The organism is Streptomyces anulatus, assembly GCF_000721175.1.
Taxonomy (GTDB): domain Bacteria; phylum Actinomycetota; class Actinomycetes; order Streptomycetales; family Streptomycetaceae; genus Streptomyces; species Streptomyces anulatus_C.
The window spans coordinates 247668-271265 of the sequence record NZ_JOEZ01000012.1; the positions used below are offsets into that span (position 1 = coordinate 247668).

Consider the following 23598-nt stretch of genomic DNA (forward strand, 5'->3'; position numbering starts at 1 on the left):
GCCGGAGGTGGCGAAAGATCCGGTCACCGGGTAAGCACGGGCCATGAACACCTCACCACTCCCCCTCGACGGCATCACCGTGGTGGCCGTCGAGCAGGCGGTCGCCGCCCCCTTCGCCACCCGGCAGCTCGCCGACCTCGGAGCCAGGGTCATCAAGGTGGAGCGCCCGGACGGCGGCGACTTCGCACGCGGCTACGACACGGCGGCGCGCGGTCTCGCCTCGCACTTCGTCTGGTGCAACCGGGGCAAGGAGTCCCTCGCCGTCGATCTGAAGGACCCGCGTGGACTGGCGGTGGTCCGTGAACTCGTCGCCGGGGCGGACGTGTTCGTCCAGAATCTGGCCCAGGGTGCGGCGGCCCGGCTCGGGCTCGACGCCGCCTCACTCTGCGCGGCGCACGCGCGTCTGGTGGCGGTCGACATCTCCGGTTACGGGGCGGAGGGTCCCTACGCGCACAAACGGGCCTACGACATGCTCGTGCAGTGCGAGGCCGGCCTGGTCTCGGTGACGGGGACGGCGGAGCAGCCGGTGAAGGCGGGCGTTCCCGCGGCGGACATCGCGGCGGCCATGTACGCGTTCTCCGGGGTACTCGCCGCACTGCTGCGGCGGGCCACCGCCGGCCATGGGGGCCCGGTGGAGGTCTCCATGCTGGACGCGCTGGCCGAGTGGATGGGGCACCCGCTGCACCAGGGGATGCACGGCTCCGCTCCCCCGGCGCGCACCGGTCTCGCGCACTCGGTGATCGCCCCGTACGACGCCTATCCCACGGCCGACGGCGAGCGGGTGCTGCTCTCCGTGCAGAACGACCGGGAGTGGCGGCGGCTGGCGGAACAGGTGCTCGGGCGGCCCGAGTTGGCGCAGGATCCGGACTTCGCGACGAACGCGGCACGCACCGCGAACCGGGAGCGGACCGATGCGGTGGTGGGCCGGGCGCTGGCAGGCCTGACGGGGCGGGAGGCGCTGGCCGGGCTGGAGGCGGCGGGCATCGCCTGTGCCCGGCTGAACACGGTGGCCGATGTGGCGGCCCACCCGCAGCTCGCGGCACGGGACCGGTGGCGGGAAGTGGAGTCACCGGTGGGGCCGTTGCGGGCGCTTCTGCCGCCGATCACGCTGCCCGGGAGCGAGGAGGCCCGGATGGGTGCCGTACCGGCGCTGGGTGAGCACACCGATGCGCTGCTGCGAGCCCTGGGGATGACGGATGAGCAGGCGTCGGTGCTGCGCCGGGACGGAGTGATCGCCTGAGCCGTCCCGAGCGGCGGGCCGGTCCGGACGGACGATGCCGTGCCGTGGGTCAGCGGCGGCTGCCGAAGAGCGAGCGCCGCAGTCGCCGCAGCGGCGCGAAGAGCGACACGCGTGCGCTCCTGCTCCGGTGGGTGTGCGCGGCATCACGCGAGGTCAGCTCACGCATCAGCAGCGTCGCTTCCGCCGAGTCGCGCTGCGGGACGACAGGGCCGCCGAGCACCGCGAGATGGCGGTCGAGGCGCGTACTGGTCGCACCGCTCCCGCATGTGATGGCAGGCACACGCGGCCTGCTTCGCACCGTTATCTGTTCCATGTCACTCCCCACCCGTACGAGGGCACCCGGTCCGGGCAGGTTAACCCTATCGTCCCGCGGTGACACCCGTGTATCCCGGCCACAGGATTGCGCACACACATACGGAGGTTGACGGCCCGTTACCGAATCCGCGCGATTCCAGGGCGGCTTGGGACAGTTCAGTTGGTTTGCCCCTTGCGTCACCCATCGCCGGGCCGTGCGGCGGGAGGCCTCGGAGGACGAGGTCTCCCGCGTGGGGGACGGCGGGCGGCGGAACGCTCTCCCGGGTCAGAGAGCGGAGTTGAGGACCGGGAGATAGCCGCCCGACTGTCCGGCGGCGGTGGGGTGGTAGGACTCGCCGATGTTGAGCCAGTTCACACTGTGCAGCCAGGCGTTGCCCGAGCAGATCTCGTGCCCGGTGAAGGTCGTCCTGACGTCACCGAAGGTGAAGCCGTGGTCCGCCGCCCGCTTGGCTGTGGCCGTGTTGAGGTGGTCGGACGCCCCGTTGATGGCGGAGCGCTCCTTCTCGCTCAGACCGGCGATGCAGCCGCCGCCGAGCTGGTAGAAGCGGGGGTAGCCGAGGACGACGATCTGCGCGGAGGGCGCCTTGGAGCGGATGGCCGTGTACACGGAGTCGAGCCGGCCGGGCAGGGTGGAGTCGACGTAGGCGCGGGCGGTGGCGATGCGGCTGAGACAGGTGGCTTCGGACTGGAGCACACAGGTCGTCATGACGTCGGCGAATCCCGCGTCGTTGCCGCCGATGGAGATCGTGACGAGGTCGGTCGAGGCGTTCAGCCGGCCGAGCTGACCGCCCGTGACGTCTCCGGTCCTGGCCCCGGAGCAGGCGGCGAAGTCGAAGGTGGACGGGGAGTTGGCGGCCGCCCAGAGGGCGGGGTAGGCGCGACTGCTGCGCTTGCAGCTGGAGCCGTCGTAGCTGCGGGCTCCGACGCCGGAGGAGTACGAGTCGCCGAGGGCGACGTAGTCGACGGCCGCGGCGGACGAGTCGGCGTTCGCGATCCCGGCACCGGTGAGGGCGAGGGCGGCACCGAGCAGGAGAGAGGACGAGAACGCCACGAGTCTGGACATTTTCATGGGACCTCCTTGAGCAGGGGATATCTACCTACTCCGTAGTAGCAGTCCGCCCACCGCACCGGAAGTGTTCATGCCAAAAATAGAAGTGGTGTGCTTCCGTCCGCCCCCGGGGTTTCAACGAGCGCTCCTTGACTTCCCCCTGTCGCCCCGTCGGTTTCCGGGCCGCCGCCCGCGTCCCGCGCGAGCCTGCGAAACCCGGGTGCACGGGGTGCGCCCGTGCCGGATCATGGGCGCCATGCCAGACTCCCCCGAATCCGCTCTGCCGATCCGGCTCACCGTCGACGACAGCGATTCACCGTCCGACGTCGTCGACGCGCTCTTCCTCGGCCGCTTCGCGACGGGCGAGCAGCCGTACTCGCACAGCTCCTCCCTCGACCGGGTCAAGGCCGGGGCGACCCTGCTGCCGCCGGACGCCACGGTGTTGCGGGCCGCCCGTGACGACGACCGCAGCGCGACGCTCGCGGAGGGCGAGGGCTGGACCTTGCTGGCATCCCGGTGGAACCGGGGCGCGGACGTCACCGTCACCGCGACCAGCGAGGAACTGGCGGAGCAGGTCCTCGGCCAGGCCACGGACGGGGCACAGGACGAACCGGAGCCCCAGCCCGACAACGTGACCATGGGCTTCTGGTACGTCTCCCCGCGCCGCGGCCCGTACCGAACCACGCGCCGGATCACCGCCGGCAGCTGGGACGAGGTCCGCCCCAACTACACCGCGCCGGTGGCGGACGCCATGGGCCGGCTGATGAAGGTGACGCCGGACGACATCGCGGGCCGGCTGCTCCTGCTGCACGGTCCGCCCGGCACCGGCAAGACGTCCGCGCTGCGCACCCTGGCCCGTTCCTGGCGCGACTGGTGCCAGGTGGACTGCGTGCTGGACCCCGAGCGGCTCTTCAACGACGTCGGCTATCTGATGGACATCGCGATCGGTGAGGACGACGGCACGGCGAAGGGGCGGTGGCGGCTCCTGCTCCTGGAGGACTGCGACGAGCTGATCCGCGGCGAGGCCAAGCACACGGCGGGCCAGGCCCTGTCCCGGCTGCTGAACCTGACGGACGGTCTGCTGGGGCAGGGCCGCAACGTGCTCGTGGGGGTCACCACCAACGAGGACCTGGAGCGGCTGCACCCGGCGGTCGTCCGGCCCGGCCGCTGCCTGGCCAGGATCGAGGTCGGCCCGTTGACCCGTCAGGAGTCGGTGGCCTGGCTGGGCACGGACGAAGGGGTGAGCCGGGAGGGCAACTCGCTGGCCGAGTTGTACGCGCTGCGCCGGGGCATCGGCCCCGCGTCGGTGCCGAAGCAGGACGCGGGGTCGGACGCGGGACTGTATCTGTAAGGGCTTTGCGGGCGGGCGCCTCAGAGCCTGTCGGGTGGCCTTCGACCGGAAAGCGGACGCGGTCCGGTGCGTGCGGTTCCAAGGCGCCGACAGGTCCTCGTAGCGGAGCTTCCAGGGCATCTCGGCAACGCCGGAAGCGTGCGTGCCAGGGGGTGGCCGCCCGGTCAGAGGCCACCCGACAGGCTCTCAGTCCCCGTACGCGGCGCGTACCGCGTCCTTGGCCAGCGACAGGGCCTGTTGCCGGGTGAGGCCGAGCCGTTCGGCGGTCTCCGCGTACAGCTGTGCGGCGGTCGCTGCCCGCCGTTCAGCCGCTCCACCGGCGGCCGCGACGAAGGTTCCGTTGCGGCCCCGGGTCTCGATCACTCCGTCCGCCTCCAGGGCCCGGTAGGCCTTGGCGACGGTGTTGGCGGCGAGACCCAGCTCCTCGGCGAAGCCGCGTACGGTCGGGAGCCGGTGGCCGACGGGCAGCGCGCCGGAGCGGGCCAGTTCGGAGAGCTGGGTGCGCAGTTGCTCGTACGGCGCGATGCCGGAGTCCGGGTCGAGGACGATCTTGTCAGTCACGGGCCGATTCTCCCCCACCGGCGGAAAAAGGGGAGGCGTCCGGGAGGCGGCGGCGCATACGGTCCACCGCATGACTGTGATCGTGCGTGATTTCCGGCCGTCCGACGCGGAGGCGTGGACCCACGCCCGCCGGGCCTCGGTCCCCTGGATGGTGGCCACCCCCGAACAGGTCGTCCACGACCTGGCCCACGCCCATCCGGACCGGCACTACAGGCTGCTGGTCGCCGAGGAGGACGGCGAGATCATCGCCACGGCGCAGGCGGGCATCGCCCACGACAGTTCGGAGCCGGGGCAGGGGTACTTCACACCGCAGACGCTTCCCGGCCGTACCCACCGCGGCGCCGGCTCGCTGCTGCTGCGCACGGCGGAGGAGCACCTGGCCGAGGCCGGGGCCAGCGTCGTGTACGCGTGGGTCCTGGACAACCCGGAGAGCCTGGAGTTCGCCCGTAGGCGGGGCTACCGGCCCAGCCGCTCCGCGCACTTCCAGCATCTCTGCCTCGGGGCCGGGACCCTGCCGCCGCGTCAGGAGCTCCCGGCAGGCGTCGAGCTGCGTACCGGGTCCGACTTCGCGGACGATCCCCGTCCGCTGTTCGAAGCGGACGCCGAGGTGACGGCCGACGAGCCGGGCGACATCACCTCCGAGCTGGACGACTACGCGGACTGGCTGACGAACACCTGGCGGCACCCTGCCTTCGACCAGGGTCTCACCTCGGTGGCGCTGGTGGACGGGAAGGTGGCGGCGTTCAGCGCCGCCACCACCGACGGCCTGCGGACCTATCTGAGCGCCATGACCGGGACCCTGCGGGACTTCAGGGGGCGGGGCCTGGCGAAGCTGACGAAGAACGACTCGCTGCACCGGGCGCGGGCGGCCGGATACACGGACGCCTACACCTCCAACGACACCGGCAACGGCCCGATGCTGGCCGTCAACCGATGGTTCGGCTACACGGTCTGCGCGACGGAGGTCCGCCATGTCCGCACCCTCCCCTGAGCCCCGCGCCGGCCGGACGAGGGGCGTCGTCGTCGCCCTGTCCAAGGCGGGACGCACCAAGATCAGGTATCCGGCGGAGCTGGTCCGGGACGACGGCGTCCGCGTCACCGTCCGGGCGCCGTGGGCCGCGCCCGGGGTGCGGGACTTCGGCTTCGTCCGGTTCGAGCCGGGCGACGTGTTCACCGAGCACTACTGGCGGGACCGGTGGTTCGCGGTGAAGGAGGTCCGCACCGGCGACGGCCGGCTCAAGGGCTGGTACTGCGACATCACCCGGCCCGCCGCGCTCGCGGACGGGGTGCTGGCGGTCGAGGACCTGGATCTGGATCTGTGGGTGTCGGCCGACGGCTCGTCCGTGCTGCGGCTGGACGAGGACGAGTTCGAGGAGAGCGGTCTGGCCGAGCGCGATCCGGCGGCGGCCGGGGCGGCGGTCTCGGCCCTGGACGAGCTGGAACGCCTGGCCCGGACGGAGGGTCTGGCCGGTCTCCTCGCCTGACCGGCCCGCCTCCGTACGCCCGGCCCGCCTCCGTACGCCTCGGGGGCGGGGCTCGTACGAACCGCCGGGCGGCTCAGAGGCGGGGCCGTACGACTGCCCGGTCCGCAGCACCCGATGGCCGACGCTCCGGCGCACGGAGGTTCACGGAGCAGCGCTCAGCCCTGCGGCCGCGCGCCGGGCCCGTCACGGCGGGCCAGACGCGAAAGAAGCCTGGCGTACACCGTGGTCGCCGCCGCGACGACGGTCGCCATGACCGCCAGCGCGAGGATGCCCAGCAGCGCGGGCCACTGCCGCAGCTCGCTGCGGCAGAGGACGCTTTCGGACGGCGGGCCGACCAACGGGCCCCGACACATCGCTCCGGAGCCTGACTCGGGGCCGTAGTCGGCGAGCATCAGGAACGCGAACCATCCCCAGATCACCAGGGCCAGGAACATCCACGCGATCGACCAGGCGTCGATCCGGCGGGCATCCCGCTGGGCCTGCCCCGGTGCGGCACATGCCGGGGCGGGTGCCGGTGGCGTGGTCTCGTCAGCTGTCATCTCTCCCCATTGACCATCCGTGAACGCACACCAGTCCATCACGGACAGCTCATGGGAAAGACGGCGGCCCCCTGACACCCCGGCACCTTCGAAGTGCACGGACGGGCTCCGGCGTCCTCCTCGGGCAGCTGGATGTGCCCGAACGGCTTAGGCTGCGCGCGCCTGCACGACGTCGCGGACGGGTTGCAGACGGCTTCCGGCCGAGCGCGATCCGGCGGCGGCTCGTACGGACCGCCGGGCGCCTCAGGGGCGGGGCCGGGAGTCGGCGACCAGCTCCACCTCGTACCCCGCCGGGTCCTCCAGATAGGCGGCGTGGTGCCCGTCGCCGCCCGCGTACGGATGGCGGTCGGGGAACAGCAGCCGCCAGCCGTGCGCCGGGGCCTCGGCCGTCAGGGCGTCGAGGGCGGCCCGGTCACCGATGTGGAACGCCAGGTGGTTGAGCCCGGGGCGGCGGCGGTCGTGGCCGCCGGCGACCAGGTCCGGCGACTGTTCGAGCACGACATACGCGTCGCCGCGCCGCCAGCTGCGGCCGTGGGCCCAGTGCTGGTACGGGACATGGCCGAGCCGTCCCAGCAGCCAGCCCCAACTGCGCTCCGCCTCCGCGAGGTCCGCCACCCACAGCTCGATGTGGTGCACCCGGCCGGTGGTCTCCCCGGCGGCGGGCAGCGGGACGGCCCGGCCGGGGCCGCCGGGAACGTACGCGATCGGCTCCCCGTCCCGGTGCCAGTGGATCATGAAGTGTTCGCCCGCCCGGTAACCGTCCAGGCCCGCACGGCAGTACGCGACCATGTCGTCCGGCAACGCGGCCAGCGGGAACCAGGCCAGCTCGGAGCACTTCTCCGGCTCCGCGTTGCGCGGCGGGCGGGCCGGGTCGTACTCCGCGGCGAAGAACCAGCCCATGCGCGCCCCGCCACCGGGGCCCCGGTGCTGCATCACCACGGCAACCCGCAGCTCGTCGGGGTCCAGATCGAGGCCGATCTCCTCGGCGGCCTCCCGGATCATCGCCTCGCGGACGTCCTCGCCGTCCTCCGCGTGGCCGGAGGGCATGTGGAGCAGTCCGTCCGCATATCCGGTGTCGGAGCGACGGGCCAGCAGGACCTCCGGGCCTCGGCGCAGGATCAGGTGGACGTCGACGACCTCGGTGTGCCGGTGCGGCGGCATCGCGCGGGCGACCAGCGCATAGCGCTCGTCGTCGACCTTCTTGCCCCACAGCCGGCTGTCGGGGGCCAGATCCTCGTGGTGGATGCGCTCGGTGTGCGCGGAGAGCAGGGCGGTGAGCGCGGTGGCGGACAGACCGGCGCCGCCCCACACCCCTTCGACGAGAACGAGCCGCCCGCCCGGCTTCAGCAGGCCGAACCAGTGCTCCAGGGCCGCCGCCGGGTCGGGCAGCAGCCAGACGACGTGCCGGGCCACGACGACGTCGAACGCCCGCTCCCCGACCGGGGGCCGGGCGGCGTCCCCGACGAGGACCTCCGCACCGGTCCCGGCGAGCTTCGCACGGGCCCGCTCGGCCATGCGGGGCGAGCGGTCGACGGCGGTGACGCGGTGGCCCTGGCCCGCGACGAGCAGGGAGAGGCTGCCGGTGCCGCACCCCAGGTCCAGCACGTCGCCTCGGGTGGCGGGCAGCCAGCTCTCCAGCCGCCCGGCCCAGGCGTCGCGCACCGCGGGGTCGAGGAGCCCGTGGTCGGGCTCCTCGTCGAAGGATCCGGCAGCCGCGTCCCAGTCGATCGTGGTCATGGTGCCGATGCTCTCAGCCACCACTGACAGTGCGGGACTCCTCTGCCGTCTTCCGGCCACCGCGCAGCCGTACGATCAGCCGGCTGATCAGCGGCCAGGCCACGGTCGTCGTACTCCAGCGGCAGACTCTCGTCCCGCACCGCCTCGTCCTCGCCCCATCGGTTGACCATCGCAGTCCCCCTGGCCTCTGCGCCCTTCGCCGTCGAGTATCGCGGACCTCGCTTTCTGAGCGCCCTCTTAGCCGTGCCTTAAAGCCACCATAAGGATCGCCATCACCCATCCCCAGCAGGCCTTTTCGGTCCTCCGAGCGGCTAGCTTGCTGATCGCCACCCCCCAACAGCCGTGCCTTGGCTGTGCCGTTCAGAAGGAGTCCATCCATGACCGTTCGTCGCAAGGCCGCCGGGATCCTCGCCCTCGGTTTCGCACCGCTCGCGCTGGCCGGCCTGACCGCCGCCCCGGCCGTCGCGCACGGTTCGCTCACCGACCCCGTGAGCCGGGTGTCCGCGTGCTTCGCCGAGGGTCCGGAGAGCCCGAGGTCGGCGGCGTGCCAGGCGGCGGTCGCGGCGGGCGGGACCCAGGCGCTGTACGACTGGAACGGGGTGAACATCGCCAACGCGGCGGGCAAGCACCGTGAGCTGATCCCGGACGGCGAGCTGTGCAGCGCGGCCAACGACAAGTTCAAGGGGCTCGACCTCCCGCGCGCCGACTGGCCGGCCACCGCGCTGTCGGCGGGCGAGCACACCTTCCGGTTCCGCGCGACGGCCCCGCACAAGGGCTCGTTCGAGCTGTACATGACGAAGCCCGGTTACGACGCCACGAAGCCGCTGGCCTGGTCGGACCTGGAGGCGAAGCCCTTCGCCGAGGTCACCGACCCGGTGCTGGAGAACGGTTCGTACGTCTTCGACGGGGTGATCCCCGAGCGCTCCGGGCGGCAGCTGGTCTACACGATCTGGCAGCGCTCCGACTCTCCCGAGGCGTTCTACGCATGCTCCGACGTGACGTTCGGCGGTGCTTCGGCGGGCGGCGGGGCGGAGCAGGAGGACGGGAAGGAGCAGCAGGGTTCCGGCGGTGACTCCGGTGCCGAGGCTCCCGCGCCGGCCCCCTCCGCACCGTCCGAGGAGGCGATCGCCGAGGGTTCCGTGAAGTCGTCGGTCGAGCACAACGGCCACGGCGACGACGACGCGAGCACCGGGGCGAAGGTCAACGCCGCCGCTCCGGCCGCCCCTGTGGTCGAGAACGAGGGCAGGGCCGAGGGCAATGCCCCGGAGGTCAACGCGGCCGGCACCGAGGAGGTGCTGGCCGAGACGGGCGGTTCAGGAAGCAGCACGTACCTGGCGATCGGGGGCGCCGGAGTCCTCGCCGCCGGCGCGGCCGTGCTGTTCGCCTCGCAGCGCCGCCGGGCCGCCGCGTCGATGGGCCGCCACAGCCGCTGATCGCGCAGCACCCCGTTCGGTACCCCTGCCGCGTCCCTCCGGGACGTCGGGCGCGGCAGGCCGTGACGGGCCGGGGTCCGCCGTCCGCCCCATCGGACGCCGGGCCCCGGCCCGCCGTTGCGCGGTGGGTCAGCCGATGACCGAGGCGCAGGTGGTCGGGGTGGCACGGGCCGGGTCGAGGGCGTTGGCCACTTCGTGGAAGGCGATGCGGTCGATGGTCCCGATCGCCACGTGCTCGGAGAGGTCGAGCGGGCACAGGTCCTGGAGGAGGACGTTGCGTACGTTCGGTCCGTCCAGGTACTGCGTGCGGTACGGGGTCACGACCTGGTCGTACTTGGTCGCGATGACGGTGTAGCGGACGCCGGGGACGGTGTCGCCGCCCGCCGTGAGCTTGGTGATGAAGGGCGATCCGGCGACCTGGTCGGCGAGTCCGGGGGTCTTGTCGCTGATGAACTTCTCGACGCCGGGGAAGAACGGCAGCAGCTTGGTGAGGCCGAGCAGCGTGGTGCCGTGGTTGTCCGGGGCGATGCCGACGAGGGCGTTGACCTTGTCGGCGCCGCCGAGGAACTTCAGGTAGTAGTTCGGCATCATGCCGCCCTGGGAGTGGCCGACGAGGTCGGCCTTCGGGGCTCCGGTGGCGTCGAGCACCTTGTCGACGAACACGTCGAGCTGTTCGGCGGACTTGTCGATGGGGCCGAGTCCGTAGAAGAACGGCACGCCGGGGAGTTGGCCGTAGTCGAGGGAGAAGACGCAGTAGCCCCGGTTGACCAGGTAGGGGGCGAGGACCAGCCAGTTGTCGATCGAGTTCCCGAAGGTTCCGTGGACCAGGACGACGGGGCGGGGATGGGCGGAGGAGGGCTTGCAGGAGTAGTCGTTCCAGCCACGCGAAGTGGCCGCGGCGGCGGCTGGGGAAGCCGCGCTCGCGGTCGCCGTGGGGGCGACGAGAACGGTGAGGGAGAGGAGCAGGGCGACGAGCAGGCCGCGCGCGCGGGGAACGCGCGCGGCACGGATCCAGGGCAGCATCGTGTGGTCTCCTTGCGGCTCAAGGGAGGTGCGATGGCGGTGCGCCCTGTGGCCCGGACCACAAGCTTTATGTGCTCATGCCAAATTACGCACGAGTAAGGTGGAGAGGGAAGTTACGCGTCGGTAAAAACTGTCGCGGCCTCACCGCAGATCGAGTAGCGGGGTGGCGGGCGGTCAGGACGCCGCCCTCCCCGCCGTGGACGCCACCTCCCCCGCCTCGTCCCCCGCCCCTTCGCCGTCCGCGCCTCCGTCCGCGCGCCCCACGTTCCGCAGCGGCATCGTGACCGTGACGGCCGGCGCGAGCATGACCGGTACGGCCCCCATCGCGATCCGGGCAAGGCCCTGGGCGAAGGAGTCCCGCGGTACGGCGGTGAGTTGAGCCGCCGTCCGCGCGGGCAGCTCGCCGGCGGCTTCGAGGGCCGCGGGCAGGTTACCGGTGGCCGTCTCGCGGGCGGGGGCGGGTACGCCGTCCGGCACCGAGCCGGCCATCCCGCTGCGGTACGCGACGTTCAGCACGCTGCCGAGGACCGCGATGCCGAGATGGCGGCCGGCGACATCGCGACGCTGGTCACGTCGAGCCGGCCTTGGGGTTAGGGGCCTCCGGAAGCACCAGGGCCCGCAATCAGCGGGGACACCATGACCGGCACGGCCACGAGGAAGACCGACCCCCACCGGAAGGCCTCCAGCAGCACGCCGATCGACTCACGCACCCCAGGGCCGTTTCCGTGTCCGTCGGGTTCTCCGCGGACCGGCCCTGATCCGCCGGACACGCCCTACGCCGTTCGGCCCCGCCCCGCCTGCGCCAACACCGCCCCGCCCGGACCGTGGGGGCATGACTTTCGTCGACGAGGTGAAGAACGCCGTCACCCCACGGGCCGCCCTGCTCGTCATCGGCGTGCTCGGACTCCAGATGCTGTTCATCGCGTCCTACGTCGGAGCGCTGCACAAGCCGAAGCCGACGGATGTCGCCTTCGGGGTGGTGGCCCCGCAGCAGATGTCCCGGCAGCTCGTCGACCGGCTGGACGGGCTCCCCGGCGGACCGCTGGACCCCCGTACGGTGAGCAGCGCGGCCGAGGCGCGCGAGCAGATCATGAACCGCGACATCGACGGGGCCCTGGTCGTCGCGGCGGAGGGCCGTACCGACACCCTGCTGGTCGCTTCCGGCGGCGGAACCGCCCTGGCCACCTCCCTGGAGCGGATCCTCACCGAGGTCGAGGGCTCCCAGCAGCGGGCCGTGCGGACCGTGGACGTCGCCCCGGCTTCCGGCGAGGACTTCAACGGACTCTCGTCCTTCTATCTGGTCGTCGGCTGGTGCGTGGGCGGCTATCTCTGCGCCTCGATCCTGGCGATCAGCGCCGGTGCCAAACCCGCCGACCGGCAGCGCGCGGCGATCCGGACCGGGACCATGGCGCTGTACTCGATCGTCGGCGGCATCGGCGGTGCGATCGTCGTCGGGCCGATCCTCGGCGCACTGCCGGGCAGCTTCTGGGGGCTGGCCGGTCTGGGCGCCCTGGTCGTCTTCGCGGTCGGCATGACCACGCTCGCCCTGCAGGCCCTCACCGGCATCATCGGCATCGGCCTGGCCGTCCTGATCATCGTCATCGCGGGCAACCCGAGCGCGGGCGGCGCCTTCCCGCTGCCGATGCTCCCGGACTTCTGGCGGGCGATCGGCCCGGCCCTCCCTCCGGGCGCGGGCACTTGGGCGGCCCGTTCGATCGCCTACTTCCGGGGCAACGCGGTCACCGGTCCACTGCTGGTGCTCTCCGCCTGGGCGGTCGTCGGCACGGCACTGACCCTGCTGCTGTCGATGCGGAAGCGGTCGGAAGCGGATCCGACGGACAGTACGGGCACGGCTACGGCCGCCGCCCCGGCACCCGGTACCGGCGGGTCGACCGCGGCCTGACTCCGGGCCCATCCCTTGGCGCCGCCCCGCCCCGCCCCGCCCCTCCCCTTTTCAGCCGCGATGATCGGACCGTGGGGCCGCCCTGTTGGCGGCCTCATCTGACGTGTGCCCCAATTCCTGATGTCCGGTCAGCGCTACCCCTAGTCATGACAGGTGCATGACGACATGCTGGAGCGGCCTCGTACCACCCGACGAGGAACACGGTCAGGACCACTCCTTCCACCCCCACGGAGGTCGCTCATGCGTCGTCGATTCATGGCTCCGCTCGCCGCGGTCGCGCTGTCGCTCCCGCTCACCCTGATCACCGCCGGTTCCGCCTCGGCCGCTCCCGCCGACAAGCCCCAGGTGCTCAGCTCCTGGACCCAGACGAGCGCCTCCAGCTACAACGCGTGGAACACCGCCCGCAACAACCAGGGTGCCTGGTCCGCGTACGGATTCGACTGGTCGACGGACTACTGCAGCAGCTCCCCCGACAACCCGTTCGGCTTCCCCTTCCAGAAGTCCTGCGCCCGCCACGACTTCGGCTACCGGAACCACAAGGCCGCCGGCATCTTCCCCGCCAACAAGGCCCGTATCGACTCCGCCTTCTACGAGGACCTCAAGCGGGTGTGCGCCGGCTACTCGGGCGCGACGAAGACGTCGTGCAACAGCACGGCCTGGACCTACTACCAGGCCGTGAACATCTTCGGCGTCGCCCCGGCCAAGGCCGAAGCCGGCCATCTGCCCCAGGCTGCCTGAGCACGGGAAGGGCCCCCGCCGAACGGGGGCCCTTCCTTACGCCGTCATGCGGTGGTGCGTCAGCCGATCTCGGCGCCGTAGGCGGCCAGTGCCTCTGGAACCGGCTGGAAGAAGGTCGTGCCGCCCGAGGAGCAGTCGCCGCTGCCGCCCGAGGTCAGGCCGAGCGCGGTGTCGCCCGCGAAGAGGGCGCCGCCGCTGTCGCCCGGCTCGGCGCAGACCGTCGTCTGGATGAGGCCGTTGACGATGTCGCCGTTGCCGTAGTTGACCGTGGCGTCCAGCGCGGTGACCTCACCGTCGTGCACCTGGGTGGTGGAGCCGCTGCGGGTGACCGCCTGGCCGACCGTCGCGTCGCCCGCCTGGGTGATCGCCTGGGTGGAGCCGTCGTACAGGTCGACCTCGCTCGGGTGCGCGATGTCCGACGTGTACTTGACCAGGCCGTAGTCGTTCTCCGGGAAGCTGGAGCCCTCGTTCGCCCCGATCTCCGAGCCGCCCTGGGTGTCCGACCAGCTGGTGACCGACTCGGTGCAGTGGCCCGCGGTCAGGAAGTACGGCTCACCGTCCTTGACCACGTTGAAGCCGAGCGAACAGCGGGAGCCGGATCCCCAGATCGCGTCGCCGCCCGCGATCAGCGGCTTGAACTCGCCGGCCGTCTTGTTGAGTTCGGCCGTGCCGCCGAGACCCTCGACCACGGCCGAGAGCTTCTTCCAGGCCGCGCCGTCGACCGTGCTGTCGGCGGTGACGAGCACCTTGTTGCTCACCGGGTCGACCGCCCAGGAGGTGCCCGGGATGGTCGCCTTGTCGGTGAGGGTCTGCCGCGCCGACTTCAGCTCGGCGAGGGAGTTCTCCACCATTCTGGCCTTGCCGCCCGCCTGGCGGACCTGTTCGGCGCCGGCCTCGTCGACGACGTTCACGACGAGGGCCTTCGCCGTGCTGTCGTAGTACGAGCCTGCCGCGTCCGCGCCCAGATCACGGTCGAGAACGGTGGCCAGCTTTCCGGCCGCGTCCGCGCTGAGGGTCTTGGCCGTGAACTCCGGCACATCGTCACTGGCGTTCGCAGTCTGGAACGTGAATCCCGCTGCGACCAGCGCGACGACGGCCGAGCCGGCCAGCGTCGCGCGCTTCTTGGATATGCGTCGATGCTTCAACTTCGACCTCCTGTGGGGCCGTGCACGGAGCAAGTGGGGTGCTCGTACACGGAGGATGGGGCGCCCACTATTCCGAGGCCGGGAAACGCACACAAGGCCGACTTCCAGACGTGCACACGACACAGACGCTTCGCACGCGAGGTGTTCACCTACCCCGGGTCATGCCACGTCGGTTCCGTTCGCGAACACCCGGTGCAACCGTCGGCCGCCCCTGGGTGAGGACTAGGCCTGTCCGGTTTTCGCCCCTGCCGGTCCGGATGTTGTGCCCACCCGTCCGGATGCCGACGGAAATCGTCCACCGGGAGCCTCCCAGGACCTTCACAGTTCCTGTCGCCGAACTGTCCCCGTAACGCCTCTGATGGGTCATCATCGAAAAGGCGGCACACGCCCGCCGGGTGGCCGAGCGGAGGAGGCACGGGTGCGCAATCGGGTGCTCGCGGCGGACGGGCGGCATCTGATGGTGGAGCGGATGGGGGACCCGCGGGGAAGACCGGTCTTCCTCCTCCACGGCACTCCGGGCAGCAGGCTCGGGCCCGCTCCCCGCGGCATGGTGCTGTACCAGCGCCATACGCAGCTGATCACCTACGACCGCCCGGGGTACGGCTGCAGCGACCGGCACGAGGGCCGCCGGGTCAGGGACGTCGCCGAGGACGTCCGGGCCATCGCCGACTCGTTGGGCCTCGACCGGTTCGCCGTGGTGGGCCGCTCCGGCGGGGCCCCGCACGCCCTGGCCTGCGCGGCGCTGATGCCGGAACGGATCACCCGGACCGCGGCTCTGGTCAGTCTCGCGCCCCCGGACGCGGCCGGTCTCGACTGGTTCGACGGCATGACCGCGTCCAACGTACTCGCGTACTCCACGGCGGCGGACGACCCGGACAGCCTGGCGGAGTCCTTCATCGTCCGCTCCGCGCAGATCCGGCGGGACCCGGTCAGGCTCCTGGACGATCTGCGCCGGGAGCTGACCGACTCCGACCGGGTGGTGGTCAACGACGCGGGGATCCGGACCATGCTGCTGCGCAACTACAGCGAAGGGCTGCGCGCCTCGGCCTACGGCTGGATCGACGACGCCATCGCGTTCTGCAGCCCCTGGGGGTTCGAGCCGGCCCGGATCACCGGGGAGGTGCTGCTCTGGCACGGGGTGAAGGACGTCTTCGCCCCGGTCGGCCACTCCCGCTGGCTGGCCGGGCAGATCCCGGGCGCCACCACCGTACTGGAACCGAAGGCAGCCCACTTCGACGCGTTCCCCATGCTCCCCCGCGTCCTCGACTGGCTGCTGGACGAGCGGGAGCACCCGGACCGGACGCTGCCGACCTCCGTGCCGGGAGGGTGAGCCCTCCCGGCACGGACGGTCACACCGACATCGGCTCCAGCTCCCGCCGGAACCGTTCCTCGGTCCGGGCGACCCGCGCCAGCGGGTGGTCGTCACCGAGCTGGCGCGACAGCTCCACGACGATCTCCGCCCGCAACTGCGCCGCCTCGTCCTCCCGCCCCAAGGCGTCGAGCGTGACCGCCATGTTCGAGGTCATGGCCAGGGTCTCCGGGTGGTGCGCCCCGAGCGCCCCGCGCATCTGCGCGGACAGCCGCTTCTCGGTCTCCAGCACGATGTCCAGCTCCCCCCGGTCCGCCGTCGCGCTGGCCAGGTTCATCACGCAGAACAAGGTGCTCGGGTGCTCGCGGCCGAACGTCTCCCGCATGGAGGCGACGACCAGCTCCAGCACCCGCTCCGCCCGTTCGGGCTCCCCGGCCCCCGTCAGGTAGACGCCGAGGTTGTTCTGTGCCGCCAGGGTGTACGGGTGCTTCTCCCCCGGCACCTTCATGTACTGGTCGACGACCTCCTGCGCCGCGTCCCTCGCCTCCGCACTCTCGCCCGCCGCGAACAGGTCCGCGGCGAGGTTGAGGTCGCAGGCCAGCGAATCGGGGTTGGCGGTGGTGTACTTCGCCCGGTAGCGGGCGCGGGTCGCCACCGTGAGACGGCGGGCGTCCTCCAGCCGGCCCGCCCTGCGCAACGACACCGCGAGGCTCTTCGCGGCGCTCAGCGTGGCGGGGAAGCTGCGGCCCATCGTCTCCTTGAAGCTGTTGTACGTCGTGCTGAGCAGCCCCACCGAGTCCTCGTACCGGCCGACCTCCCGCAGGTCACGGGCGAGGTTCATGGCGGAGGACAGACTGTAGGGGTGTTCCGGTCCCAGGACCTGGGACCGGAGGTCGTAGACGTCCTGGTCGATCTCCCGGGCGCGGGCGTACTGGCCGACGCTGCGCAGGTTCAGGGCCAGGTTGTTGGCGGCGGCCAGGGTCCGGGGGTGGGAGTCGTGGAAGATCTGCCCGAACCCCTCGTGGGCCTCGGTCGCCATCTCGATCGCCCGGGCGTAGTCCCCCAGCAGGCCGAGGTCGATCGCCAGGCTGCTGGTGGTCATGTACGTGTGCGGGTGCTCGGGTCCCAGCACCGCCCGCTGCCGTTCCAGGGTGATCTCGTCGAGCTCCTTGGCCTCCACGTAACGCCCGCGGGTGCGCAGGATGTTGGAGAGGTGGAAGCAGAGGTACAGATACTGCAGGTCCCGCTCGCCGAGCTTCTCCTGCCAGATCTCCCGCAGCTCGTTGCCCAGCGCCCCCGCGGTCCTGACGTCGCCGCGCTTCCAGAGGTAGCGGACCCGGTCGATCAGGAGCCTGCGGGTCTCGGGCTCCTTGCAGTTGCGGGCGTCGGAGGGGCCGAGGTGCGGCCAGATCGTCGCGAAGCGCGGCCAGGTCTCCGGGTTGTCGATCGGCTCGTCGTCGTCGGGCCGGGCGCCCGCGAGGATGCGGTGGACGACGTGCCGGGCCTCGCGCTGCTCCTCCTCGCTGAGCTGTGCCTTGATCACGGCCTGGACGAGGCGGTGCACCTGGATGGAGTTGGAGACCTGGTCGACCTTGGCGAGCGCGAACCGGCCGATCTCCCGGATGACCCGGCCCAGCACCAGCTTCTCCTGGAGCGAGGAGTCGTACGGCTTCAGCGCGTCGATCATCTGCTTGCTGTAGAGGAGGTTCGCGGAGATCGGTTCCGGGGCGAAGAAGGCGCAGAGCTGGAGCAGCCGTACGGCGGCGGGCGAGCGCTCCTTGAGCCGGGCGATGGAGATGTTCCAGGTCGCGGCGACCGGTTCCGGGTAGCCGGCCGGCTGGTTGAGCGCGAGGACCTGGGGCGCCTGCTGGGCGAGCTGTTCGAGATAGGCGTCGATGGGGGTGGCGGTCTCCGCGATCCAGGCGGCGGCCTGCTCCACGGCGAGCGGCAGGTCGCCCACCGCGGTCGCCACCTGGTCGGCGTCCTCGTCGCTCAGCCCGGGGGCCCGGCGCTGGAGGTGCTCGATCGACTCCTCGCGGAGGAAGACGTCCACGGGCAGCGCGTCCCCGTGCTGCGACCAGCTCTGGTTGCGGGAGGTCACCAGGATGTGGCCGGAGCCGCCCTGCGGGAAGTAGCGGCGCAGTTGCTCGGGGTCGTCCGCGTTGTCGAAGACCAGCAGCCAGCGGTCCGAGGGCACGCCGCGCCGCAACAGGTCGACGGCCTCCTGCGAGGCGGCCGCCATGTCGTCGCCGCCCTGGGCGCCGAGCCGGACGGCGAGTTCGGCGAGCGAGGCGACCACGTCGTCGGGCTGCTCGGACGATATCCACCAGACCAGGTCGTAGTCGGCCATGAAGCGGTGCACGTACTCCAGGGCCACCTGGGTCTTGCCGACGCCGCCGAGTCCGTACAGGGTCTGCGGCTGCGGCAGGACGACGGCCAGGCCGCCGCCGAGCTGGTCGCGCATCCGCTCCAGGACGAGCGAGCGGCCGGTGAAGCCGGGGTTGCGGGGCGGCGCGTTCCAGATCCTCGGCACGGTGCCGGGGAAGCGGGGCCCGGGCGACACCCCGTCGGCCACCTGCACCGGGCGGTCCAGGGCCCGCATCACGGCGGTGGTGGCGTGCACCTCGTCCAGCCGGAAGAGGTCGACCGGGTTGCGGTCGATGTACGGGGCGCTCAGGCGTACGTCCCCGACCCGCAGGGGGACCAGCCGGCGCCGGCCGCTGCCGATGGCCTCGGCGGCGGTGCGTTCCCACAGTTCGACCGCGCGCTGCGACTTCAGGTACGCGCTGGAGAGCAGCACCACGGTGCGCGCGGCGCTCGAAGCGGTGGCGTCGGCGTCCTCCTGCGGGGGGTGTCCGGCGGAGACGTCGCGCGGAACCACCCGGAAGCCGGCCCGGGTGAGGATCGACTCGAGCCAGTCGGCCCACATCCGGTTCTCCGCCACATAGCTGAGGTGGAGGTCGGCGGGCAGGGCGGGCCTGCGCCGGGTGAAGGCGTCGCGGATCCGCAGGCGGACCTCTTCGCCGATCGGGGGCATCGAGGTGATCTCCCGGTCGGTGATGACCGCGGTGAGACGTTCGAAGGCGGAGAGCAGCGAGTTGCTGAGTCCGGCCTCGTCGCCGAAGGTGGCGAGCGTCTCCTCGTAGGCGTAGTAGGGGCGGTAGGGGATCTCCACCGCGCCCCAGTAGGCGGTGAGTTCGTCGCCGGACAGGTCGCGGGGCAGCCGGTCGAACTTGAGCCGGGCCAGCGCCCGCCCGGCGTCCGCCTTCTCCTTCTCGCCCTCGTCGATGCGCATCGGGACGGGGTAGAGGGCGATGGGGCGGCCGGTGTTGCGCTCCGCGATCTGGCGGGCGACGGAGGCCGCGCCGTCGATGGACTGGTCGCTGAGGGTGAAGCAGTCGACGAGGACGTCCGGGAGGTGGACGGTGCAGATGTCGGCAATGTCGCTGAGGCCGGTCCGGCTGTCGATGAGGACGTAGTCGTAGTTGGCCTTCATGTCGTCGCGCAGCGCGTCGAAGAAGTGGCCGCCGCCGAACCGGTCGTAGAAGTTGTCCCAGTCGAAGGTGGAGACGGTCGCGGAGTATTCGCGGTTCTGCCGTCCGGCGGAGACGAAGTCGAGCGTGCCGCCCTGCGGGAACTCCCAGCCGAGCGACTCCGGGGTCAGCGACACGGCGTGCGGCTGGATGCGGGCGTAGTCGCGGTGCCAGTCCTCGGCGCGCTGGGCGGGGCTGGTCGCGGCCCAGGCGTACTCGGTGATCAGGTCGATCACGCCGGTGGTGGCGCCGAGCGTGGCCGGGTCGAGGAAGGGGTGGAAGAACCGGTGCAGCCCGGGGGCCTCCAGGTCCCAGTCGACGGCCAGCACCCGCTTGCCGTTGGCCGCGAGGATCCAGGCGGTGTTGGCGAGCGCCATGGTGCGCCCCGTGCCGCCCTTGTACGAGTAGAAGGTGACGATGCGCCCGTCACGACCGGCACTCATAGGTCCTCCGCTTCCGTCGCAGGGTCGTGCGGGTCGGGTATGTAGCTCGTACTGCCCATGGGGCCGGTGAGCCGGGTCCGCTCGCCGGAGCCGCCGCCGGAGCCGGGAGGGTAGGCCTTCGCGTGTTTGAGGTACTGCTGGGCGGCCACTTCGACCACCTGGGGCAGGAGTTGGCCGAACGCCTCCATGGTGGGCACTCCCTTCGCCGCGGCACGGCAGAGGGCCCGGCCCTGACCCATCTTGATCGGCATGGTCGCTTCGAGCTTCTCGATGAGCTCGGTCTCCGCCGCTCTGCTCTGGTGGTCGTCACGGCTCCACGGCACGACCATGGTCACCCAGGGCCGGTTCTCGGCGTCGAAGGCGGCGAGCCTGCGGCGGTGGTCCTCGTCCCTCAGGACCCAGCGGTCGACGAGCAGGATCTCGGGGGTGCTGGGCGGGGCCTTGCCGTCGTGCCGGTCCTCGTCGAACGAGGTGATGACGGCCTGGTAGTTGAGCGACCGGACCAGTTCCTCCGCCACATAGGCCAGGGGGCGGGCGGCGGCCGGGTAGTAGGGGTTCCAGTCCTGGGGGTGGTCGCCGTAGTGGTCGCTGTTGCGCCCCTCGGGCAGATCGTGCCGGGTGGGCGCCGCGATGGTGATCTGCATCGGCCGGGGTGCGCCGACTCCGCTGCTGGGCGAGCCGAAGGCGCTGGGCGCGAGGCGGTAGTCGACCGGCCGGCCGGTGTCGATGCGGACCGAGTCGGCGACGCTGACGATGCGTTTGGCCAGTTCGTAGACGGCCCGTTCGTACTCCTCGGCGAAGAGCCGCAGCTTGATCAGGCCGTAGAGGCCGTCGCTGACGTACCGTTCCCCGAAGTCGCGGTGGTTGAACTGCAGTCGCTCGGCGGAGCCGGGCAGCTGGCTCGGCGGTACCGGCACCCAGAGCGCCGGGACGATGGCCTCGGCCGGCTGGTTGGAGCGGGCCCGGTGGTGGATGGCCCGCTGTTCGAAGGCGTACCACTCCTTGCCGCACATCTCGCTGGCGAAGTAGCGGGGCGAGAACAGCGGCACGAAGACCCGGCAGGTGGCGAGGACGTCACCGAGCCGCTCCGACCAGCCCTCGCCGGAACGTATCTCCCGGTCCATGAATCCCGCGGGCGCGCCCGCGGGTAAGTCGGTCATGGCCATCACATGGCCGCAGAGATCCTGGAACAGCCGCTCGACCCACATATCGGGGTCCGTGCCGCCGCCGTACCCCGGCGTGTGGGCGTAACTCAGAAAGAAATACGGCCGATGGCCCACCGCTCGCTGTTGCCCCGATGCGTGCACACGACCCCCGTCCTGTGTGAGCACCCGCATCCCGGAAAGGAGGAAGGGAGTGCAAGCGAACTCATCATTCCGGAGCGGACCGCTTTCCACCCCCCTGCCGTTCGGTCATTCGAACGTCACTTTCCGGTCAGACTCCAGGACGTTCGCCGCACGACCGGACGGCGGGACGTTCCTGCCCTGATTCTTCCCGGCCGCACTCCGTGTTCCGCTGATCTCCTTGCGGACAGCGGTGATCAGCTGTTTTCCGTCGACCGTCACCTCCGCCGCGTTCTCGATCATGTCGAGTGCCTCCGGAACGCCTTCGAGGAAGCGTGGGTCGTAAAGCCCGAGCCCCGCCCGTTCGAATGTCTCCGCCAGCAGTCGGGAGAACGTCACGTGACCGCTCCCCCAAGGCGTCCGATGTTCCCAGGTACCGTCCAAGGCGTAAAGATCCGTCACTTCACCGAGCGCCCGCAGTTTCGCCCGGCGGAATCCGCTCAGCAGGCCGAGTGCCAGCTCCTTCCCGTCGGCGGTCTCCCCGACGCCGAGCGCGCCGTGTCCGTGCCGCCCTGGCTCGGCCGCGCCGGCGGCCAGCGGGGTCACCGTGGTGAGCGTCCGGGCCGCCTCGGCCGCCTGGTCGGGAACGGCGTCGGCCAGCAGCGTCCAGGCCCCGGCGATCCGGTGCGCCCAGGCGTCGGCCCGCTCCGCCGCGAGCCGGCCGGTGGCAGGGATGTCGAAGCAGTCGCGCAAGGGATCGAGGTCGTCCAGCAGGAGGGCGGGGGCCGGCGCCTGCCGCAGGACGCGCACGGGCCGCCAGTGCGGGCCCCCGGGTCCCTCGCGTGGGATACGCAGCTCCGCGCCGGGAGCACCGGGAGCGCCTGGAGCTCCAGGCGTGGCGTCCTGCCGCCGGACGAGGAATCCGTCGCCCGTGGCACGCACCACGGCCCCTCCCCGCTCCCCCGGGTCGCCGATGACCACGGTGCCGAGGGTGGGCAGATGCAGGCTTCCGTCCCGGTAGGCCACCGGCACGGGCAGGTCGAGTCCGGCCCGGACGGCGGCGGCGGCCACGGTCGCGGCGAGCCGTTCGGCGGCCGGCTCCGTCAGGCCCCGGCCTGCCTGGACGTCCTCCAGGGCGCCGACCAGCCAGGTGCGGGTGTAGGGGTGCGCGAGCACCGCGTCGAGCGCCTCGGCTCCCGGGGCGTCCGCCTCCACCGTCGCCGCGAGCCGCCAGGCGTCGTCCCAGAGCTCGCCGCCCTGTCCGTCGAGGGTGTCGTGGAGCACCGCGAGCAGGGTGCGGGTCAGGTCCTGGTGGGCGGCGCGCAGTTCGTCCGGCGCCCGGACGGCGGGCGACTCGGTGGCTGCGGCCGTCCGCTCCTCGATGCCCCGGATCAGGGCGGCCAGATCGGCGCAGTAGACCGACGGGTTGTCGAAGCCGCTGTCGGAGCCGTGCTCGGAGCGGTACCGGTGGGTGTAGAGCCCGCCGCCGCACGACCGCACGACCGGGCAGCGGCGGCAGGTCTCGCTGACTCCGGCCAGACCGAGCTGGCGCGCCTGCACACCGGGGTGGGCCGCGACCTCGTCGAAGGTGTTGCGGAAGACGTCGAACCCGGTGGCGGCCGCGCCCTCGTAGGCGCTCTTGAGCGAGTCGACCTGTTCCAGCTTCCCGTCGGTCTCGATGACGACGAGGTCGGTGGGGGCGAGGCCCAGGGACTCGGTGAGGCTGGGTCCGCCGTTCAGGCTGGAGAGCACCGAGGCGAACATCCGGACGGGCATGGGGCGGCCCTGTTCCGTCCAGCGGTCGAAGACCGTCAGGAGCCACTCGGCGTACGCGGTGGGGGATCCGTCCGGCCGTGCCGGCGGGTCGTCCCAGGTGGCGTGCGGCAGCAGGAAGTCGACGAGCGGGGGTTCGAGCCCGGCGAGGGCGTCGTGCACGGCCACCGGATCGTTGTGGATGTCGACCGTGCACAGCAGGCCGAGGTCCAGGTGGCGGTAGCGCTCCTCGCGGAGCAGTCCGACGGCTCGCATCACCATCGGGTGGCTGCTGCGTCCGTTGGCGAATCGGCGGTGGCGGTCGTTGGCCGCGCGGTCGCCGTCGAGCGAGATCCCTACCCGGACGTGGAACTCGTCGAACAGGTCGAGATAACGGGGGCTGAGCTGGACGCCGTTGGTGTGGATCCTGAGGTCCAGCTCAGCGATGCCGTTCAGGGACGAGCCGAGCTCCTCGCAGACCCGTCGCAGTCGCGCGGGCCCTGCCAGGAGCGGTTCCCCGCCGTGCAGGATCACTGTGACGGAGGGAAGCGCATGAGTCCTCGCATGCTCGGCCAGACGCCGGGCAGTCCAGGAAATCGCTTCGTCAGAGATGGTTTTGGGGCGGGTCAGCCAGCTCTGATCTGCATGTTCGTAGACATAGCAGTGGTCGCACGCAAGATCACACCTGCTGTGCACTTTGAGCACGAATTCACGGAAGGGGACCAGGGGTCCTGTCATTCCGCCATTCTAGACACTCCTGA

At 71.6% G+C, this 23598-nt stretch carries 19 protein-coding genes; 8 read left to right on the forward strand and 11 right to left on the reverse strand.

The features are described from left to right. The first annotated feature begins 43 nt into the window (after positions 1 to 43). Entirely contained in the window at positions 44 to 1240 is a 1197-nt protein-coding gene (locus IG90_RS0115735; RefSeq protein ID WP_030583871.1) for a CaiB/BaiF CoA transferase family protein, read from the forward strand. 49 nt (positions 1241 to 1289) lie between these two features. Here IG90_RS0115735 and IG90_RS0115740 read toward each other — a convergent pair whose 3' ends face one another. Next, positions 1290 to 1553, reverse strand: a complete 264-nt coding sequence (locus tag IG90_RS0115740) for a hypothetical protein (RefSeq protein ID WP_030583873.1) — start codon at positions 1551 to 1553, stop codon at positions 1290 to 1292. A gap of 267 nt (positions 1554 to 1820) precedes the next feature. Then, entirely contained in the window at positions 1821 to 2624 is an 804-nt protein-coding gene (locus IG90_RS0115745) for an SGNH/GDSL hydrolase family protein (protein WP_030583875.1), read from the reverse strand. Between the two features lie 235 nt (positions 2625 to 2859). Here IG90_RS0115745 and IG90_RS0115750 point away from each other — a divergent pair, with 235 nt between their 5' ends. Continuing rightward, positions 2860 to 3954 carry a DUF5925 domain-containing protein gene (locus IG90_RS0115750; RefSeq protein WP_030583883.1) on the forward strand — a complete coding sequence of 365 codons (1095 nt, stop codon included), beginning with the start codon at positions 2860 to 2862 and terminating at the stop codon, positions 3952 to 3954. Positions 3955 to 4140: 186 nt separating this feature from the next. Here the strand turns inward: IG90_RS0115750 and IG90_RS0115755 are convergent, their stop codons facing one another. Further along, positions 4141 to 4515, reverse strand: coding sequence for a GntR family transcriptional regulator (locus IG90_RS0115755; protein WP_030583885.1), 375 nt, complete (start codon positions 4513 to 4515; stop codon positions 4141 to 4143). 70 nt (positions 4516 to 4585) lie between these two features. On the opposite strand from IG90_RS0115755, the gene IG90_RS0115760 reads away from it, so the two are divergent. Then, positions 4586 to 5506: a GNAT family N-acetyltransferase gene (locus tag IG90_RS0115760; RefSeq protein WP_030583888.1), complete on the forward strand. Its 921-nt coding sequence runs from the start codon at positions 4586 to 4588 to the stop codon at positions 5504 to 5506. Continuing rightward, positions 5487 to 5999, forward strand: coding sequence for a ribonuclease FAU-1 family protein (locus tag IG90_RS0115765; RefSeq protein WP_030583891.1), 513 nt, complete (start codon positions 5487 to 5489; stop codon positions 5997 to 5999). Before IG90_RS0115760 ends, IG90_RS0115765 begins: the two co-directional genes overlap by 20 nt. A 155-nt stretch (positions 6000 to 6154) precedes the next feature. Here the strand turns inward: IG90_RS0115765 and IG90_RS0115770 are convergent, their stop codons facing one another. Both IG90_RS0115770 and IG90_RS0115775 read right to left on the reverse strand, forming a co-directional pair. Further along, complete coding sequence (locus IG90_RS0115770) at positions 6155 to 6538, reverse strand: hypothetical protein (protein ID WP_157846326.1); 384 nt, start codon at positions 6536 to 6538, stop codon at positions 6155 to 6157. 243 nt (positions 6539 to 6781) lie between these two features. Further along, complete coding sequence (locus IG90_RS0115775) at positions 6782 to 8275, reverse strand: trifunctional class I SAM-dependent methyltransferase/NUDIX hydrolase/VOC family protein (RefSeq protein ID WP_078585331.1); 1494 nt, start codon at positions 8273 to 8275, stop codon at positions 6782 to 6784. A 377-nt stretch (positions 8276 to 8652) separates the two neighbouring features. On the opposite strand from IG90_RS0115775, the gene IG90_RS0115780 reads away from it, so the two are divergent. Further along, on the forward strand, positions 8653 to 9708 hold the full coding sequence (locus IG90_RS0115780) for a lytic polysaccharide monooxygenase auxiliary activity family 9 protein (protein WP_030583899.1): 1056 nt from the start codon (positions 8653 to 8655) through the stop codon (positions 9706 to 9708). A 129-nt stretch (positions 9709 to 9837) separates the two neighbouring features. Here IG90_RS0115780 and IG90_RS0115785 read toward each other — a convergent pair whose 3' ends face one another. Both IG90_RS0115785 and IG90_RS0115790 read right to left on the reverse strand, forming a co-directional pair. Further along, on the reverse strand, positions 9838 to 10731 hold the full coding sequence (locus IG90_RS0115785) for an esterase/lipase family protein (RefSeq protein ID WP_030583902.1): 894 nt from the start codon (positions 10729 to 10731) through the stop codon (positions 9838 to 9840). A gap of 174 nt (positions 10732 to 10905) precedes the next feature. Further along, positions 10906 to 11247 (reverse strand): hypothetical protein, encoded by a 342-nt coding sequence (locus tag IG90_RS0115790; protein ID WP_030583905.1) that lies wholly within the window; start codon positions 11245 to 11247, stop codon positions 10906 to 10908. Between the two features lie 316 nt (positions 11248 to 11563). Between IG90_RS0115790 and IG90_RS0115800 the strand changes: the two genes are divergently transcribed. Continuing rightward, positions 11564 to 12634, forward strand: a complete 1071-nt coding sequence (locus IG90_RS0115800) for a membrane protein (RefSeq protein ID WP_030583907.1) — start codon at positions 11564 to 11566, stop codon at positions 12632 to 12634. Between the two features lie 240 nt (positions 12635 to 12874). Next, a complete protein-coding gene (locus tag IG90_RS0115805; protein WP_030583910.1) occupies positions 12875 to 13372 on the forward strand; it encodes a phospholipase in 498 nt (165 codons plus the stop codon). Between the two features lie 59 nt (positions 13373 to 13431). Here the strand turns inward: IG90_RS0115805 and IG90_RS0115810 are convergent, their stop codons facing one another. Further along, complete coding sequence (locus IG90_RS0115810; RefSeq protein ID WP_030583913.1) at positions 13432 to 14517, reverse strand: S1 family peptidase; 1086 nt, start codon at positions 14515 to 14517, stop codon at positions 13432 to 13434. Between the two features lie 418 nt (positions 14518 to 14935). Here IG90_RS0115810 and IG90_RS0115815 point away from each other — a divergent pair, with 418 nt between their 5' ends. Continuing rightward, positions 14936 to 15847 carry an alpha/beta fold hydrolase gene (locus tag IG90_RS0115815; protein WP_030583915.1) on the forward strand — a complete coding sequence of 304 codons (912 nt, stop codon included), beginning with the start codon at positions 14936 to 14938 and terminating at the stop codon, positions 15845 to 15847. A gap of 19 nt (positions 15848 to 15866) precedes the next feature. Here IG90_RS0115815 and fxsT read toward each other — a convergent pair whose 3' ends face one another. The 3 genes from fxsT to fxsBH form a co-directional block, all read right to left on the reverse strand. Next, positions 15867 to 19802, reverse strand: a complete 3936-nt coding sequence (gene fxsT / locus IG90_RS0115820; protein WP_030583918.1) for an FxSxx-COOH system tetratricopeptide repeat protein — start codon at positions 19800 to 19802, stop codon at positions 15867 to 15869. Further along, entirely contained in the window at positions 19799 to 21139 is a 1341-nt protein-coding gene (gene fsxC, locus IG90_RS0115825; protein ID WP_157846325.1) for an FxsC protein, read from the reverse strand. Before fsxC ends, fxsT begins: the two co-directional genes overlap by 4 nt. Before the next feature lie 75 nt (positions 21140 to 21214). Next, entirely contained in the window at positions 21215 to 23575 is a 2361-nt protein-coding gene (gene fxsBH / locus IG90_RS0115830) for a radical SAM/SPASM protein FxsBH, inactivated beta-hydroxylase extension form (protein WP_051860154.1), read from the reverse strand. Positions 23576 to 23598: the final 23 nt, after the last annotated feature.

Coding starts and splice junctions, on each gene's coding strand:
- IG90_RS0115735 (WP_030583871.1), top strand. CDS start 44: ATGAACACCTCACCACTCCCCCTCGACGGCATCACCGTGGTGGCCGTC.
- IG90_RS0115740 (WP_030583873.1), bottom strand. CDS start 1,553: ATGGAACAGATAACGGTGCGAAGCAGGCCGCGTGTGCCTGCCATCACA.
- IG90_RS0115745 (WP_030583875.1), bottom strand. CDS start 2,624: ATGAAAATGTCCAGACTCGTGGCGTTCTCGTCCTCTCTCCTGCTCGGT.
- IG90_RS0115750 (WP_030583883.1), top strand. CDS start 2,860: ATGCCAGACTCCCCCGAATCCGCTCTGCCGATCCGGCTCACCGTCGAC.
- IG90_RS0115760 (WP_030583888.1), top strand. CDS start 4,586: ATGACTGTGATCGTGCGTGATTTCCGGCCGTCCGACGCGGAGGCGTGG.
- IG90_RS0115765 (WP_030583891.1), top strand. CDS start 5,487: ATGTCCGCACCCTCCCCTGAGCCCCGCGCCGGCCGGACGAGGGGCGTC.
- IG90_RS0115770 (WP_157846326.1), bottom strand. CDS start 6,538: ATGACAGCTGACGAGACCACGCCACCGGCACCCGCCCCGGCATGTGCC.
- IG90_RS0115775 (WP_078585331.1), bottom strand. CDS start 8,275: ATGACCACGATCGACTGGGACGCGGCTGCCGGATCCTTCGACGAGGAG.
- IG90_RS0115780 (WP_030583899.1), top strand. CDS start 8,653: ATGACCGTTCGTCGCAAGGCCGCCGGGATCCTCGCCCTCGGTTTCGCA.
- IG90_RS0115785 (WP_030583902.1), bottom strand. CDS start 10,731: ATGCTGCCCTGGATCCGTGCCGCGCGCGTTCCCCGCGCGCGCGGCCTG.
- IG90_RS0115800 (WP_030583907.1), top strand. CDS start 11,564: ATGACTTTCGTCGACGAGGTGAAGAACGCCGTCACCCCACGGGCCGCC.
- IG90_RS0115805 (WP_030583910.1), top strand. CDS start 12,875: ATGCGTCGTCGATTCATGGCTCCGCTCGCCGCGGTCGCGCTGTCGCTC.
- fxsT (WP_030583918.1), bottom strand. CDS start 19,802: ATGAGTGCCGGTCGTGACGGGCGCATCGTCACCTTCTACTCGTACAAG.
- fsxC (WP_157846325.1), bottom strand. CDS start 21,139: ATGCGGGTGCTCACACAGGACGGGGGTCGTGTGCACGCATCGGGGCAA.
- fxsBH (WP_051860154.1), bottom strand. CDS start 23,575: ATGACAGGACCCCTGGTCCCCTTCCGTGAATTCGTGCTCAAAGTGCAC.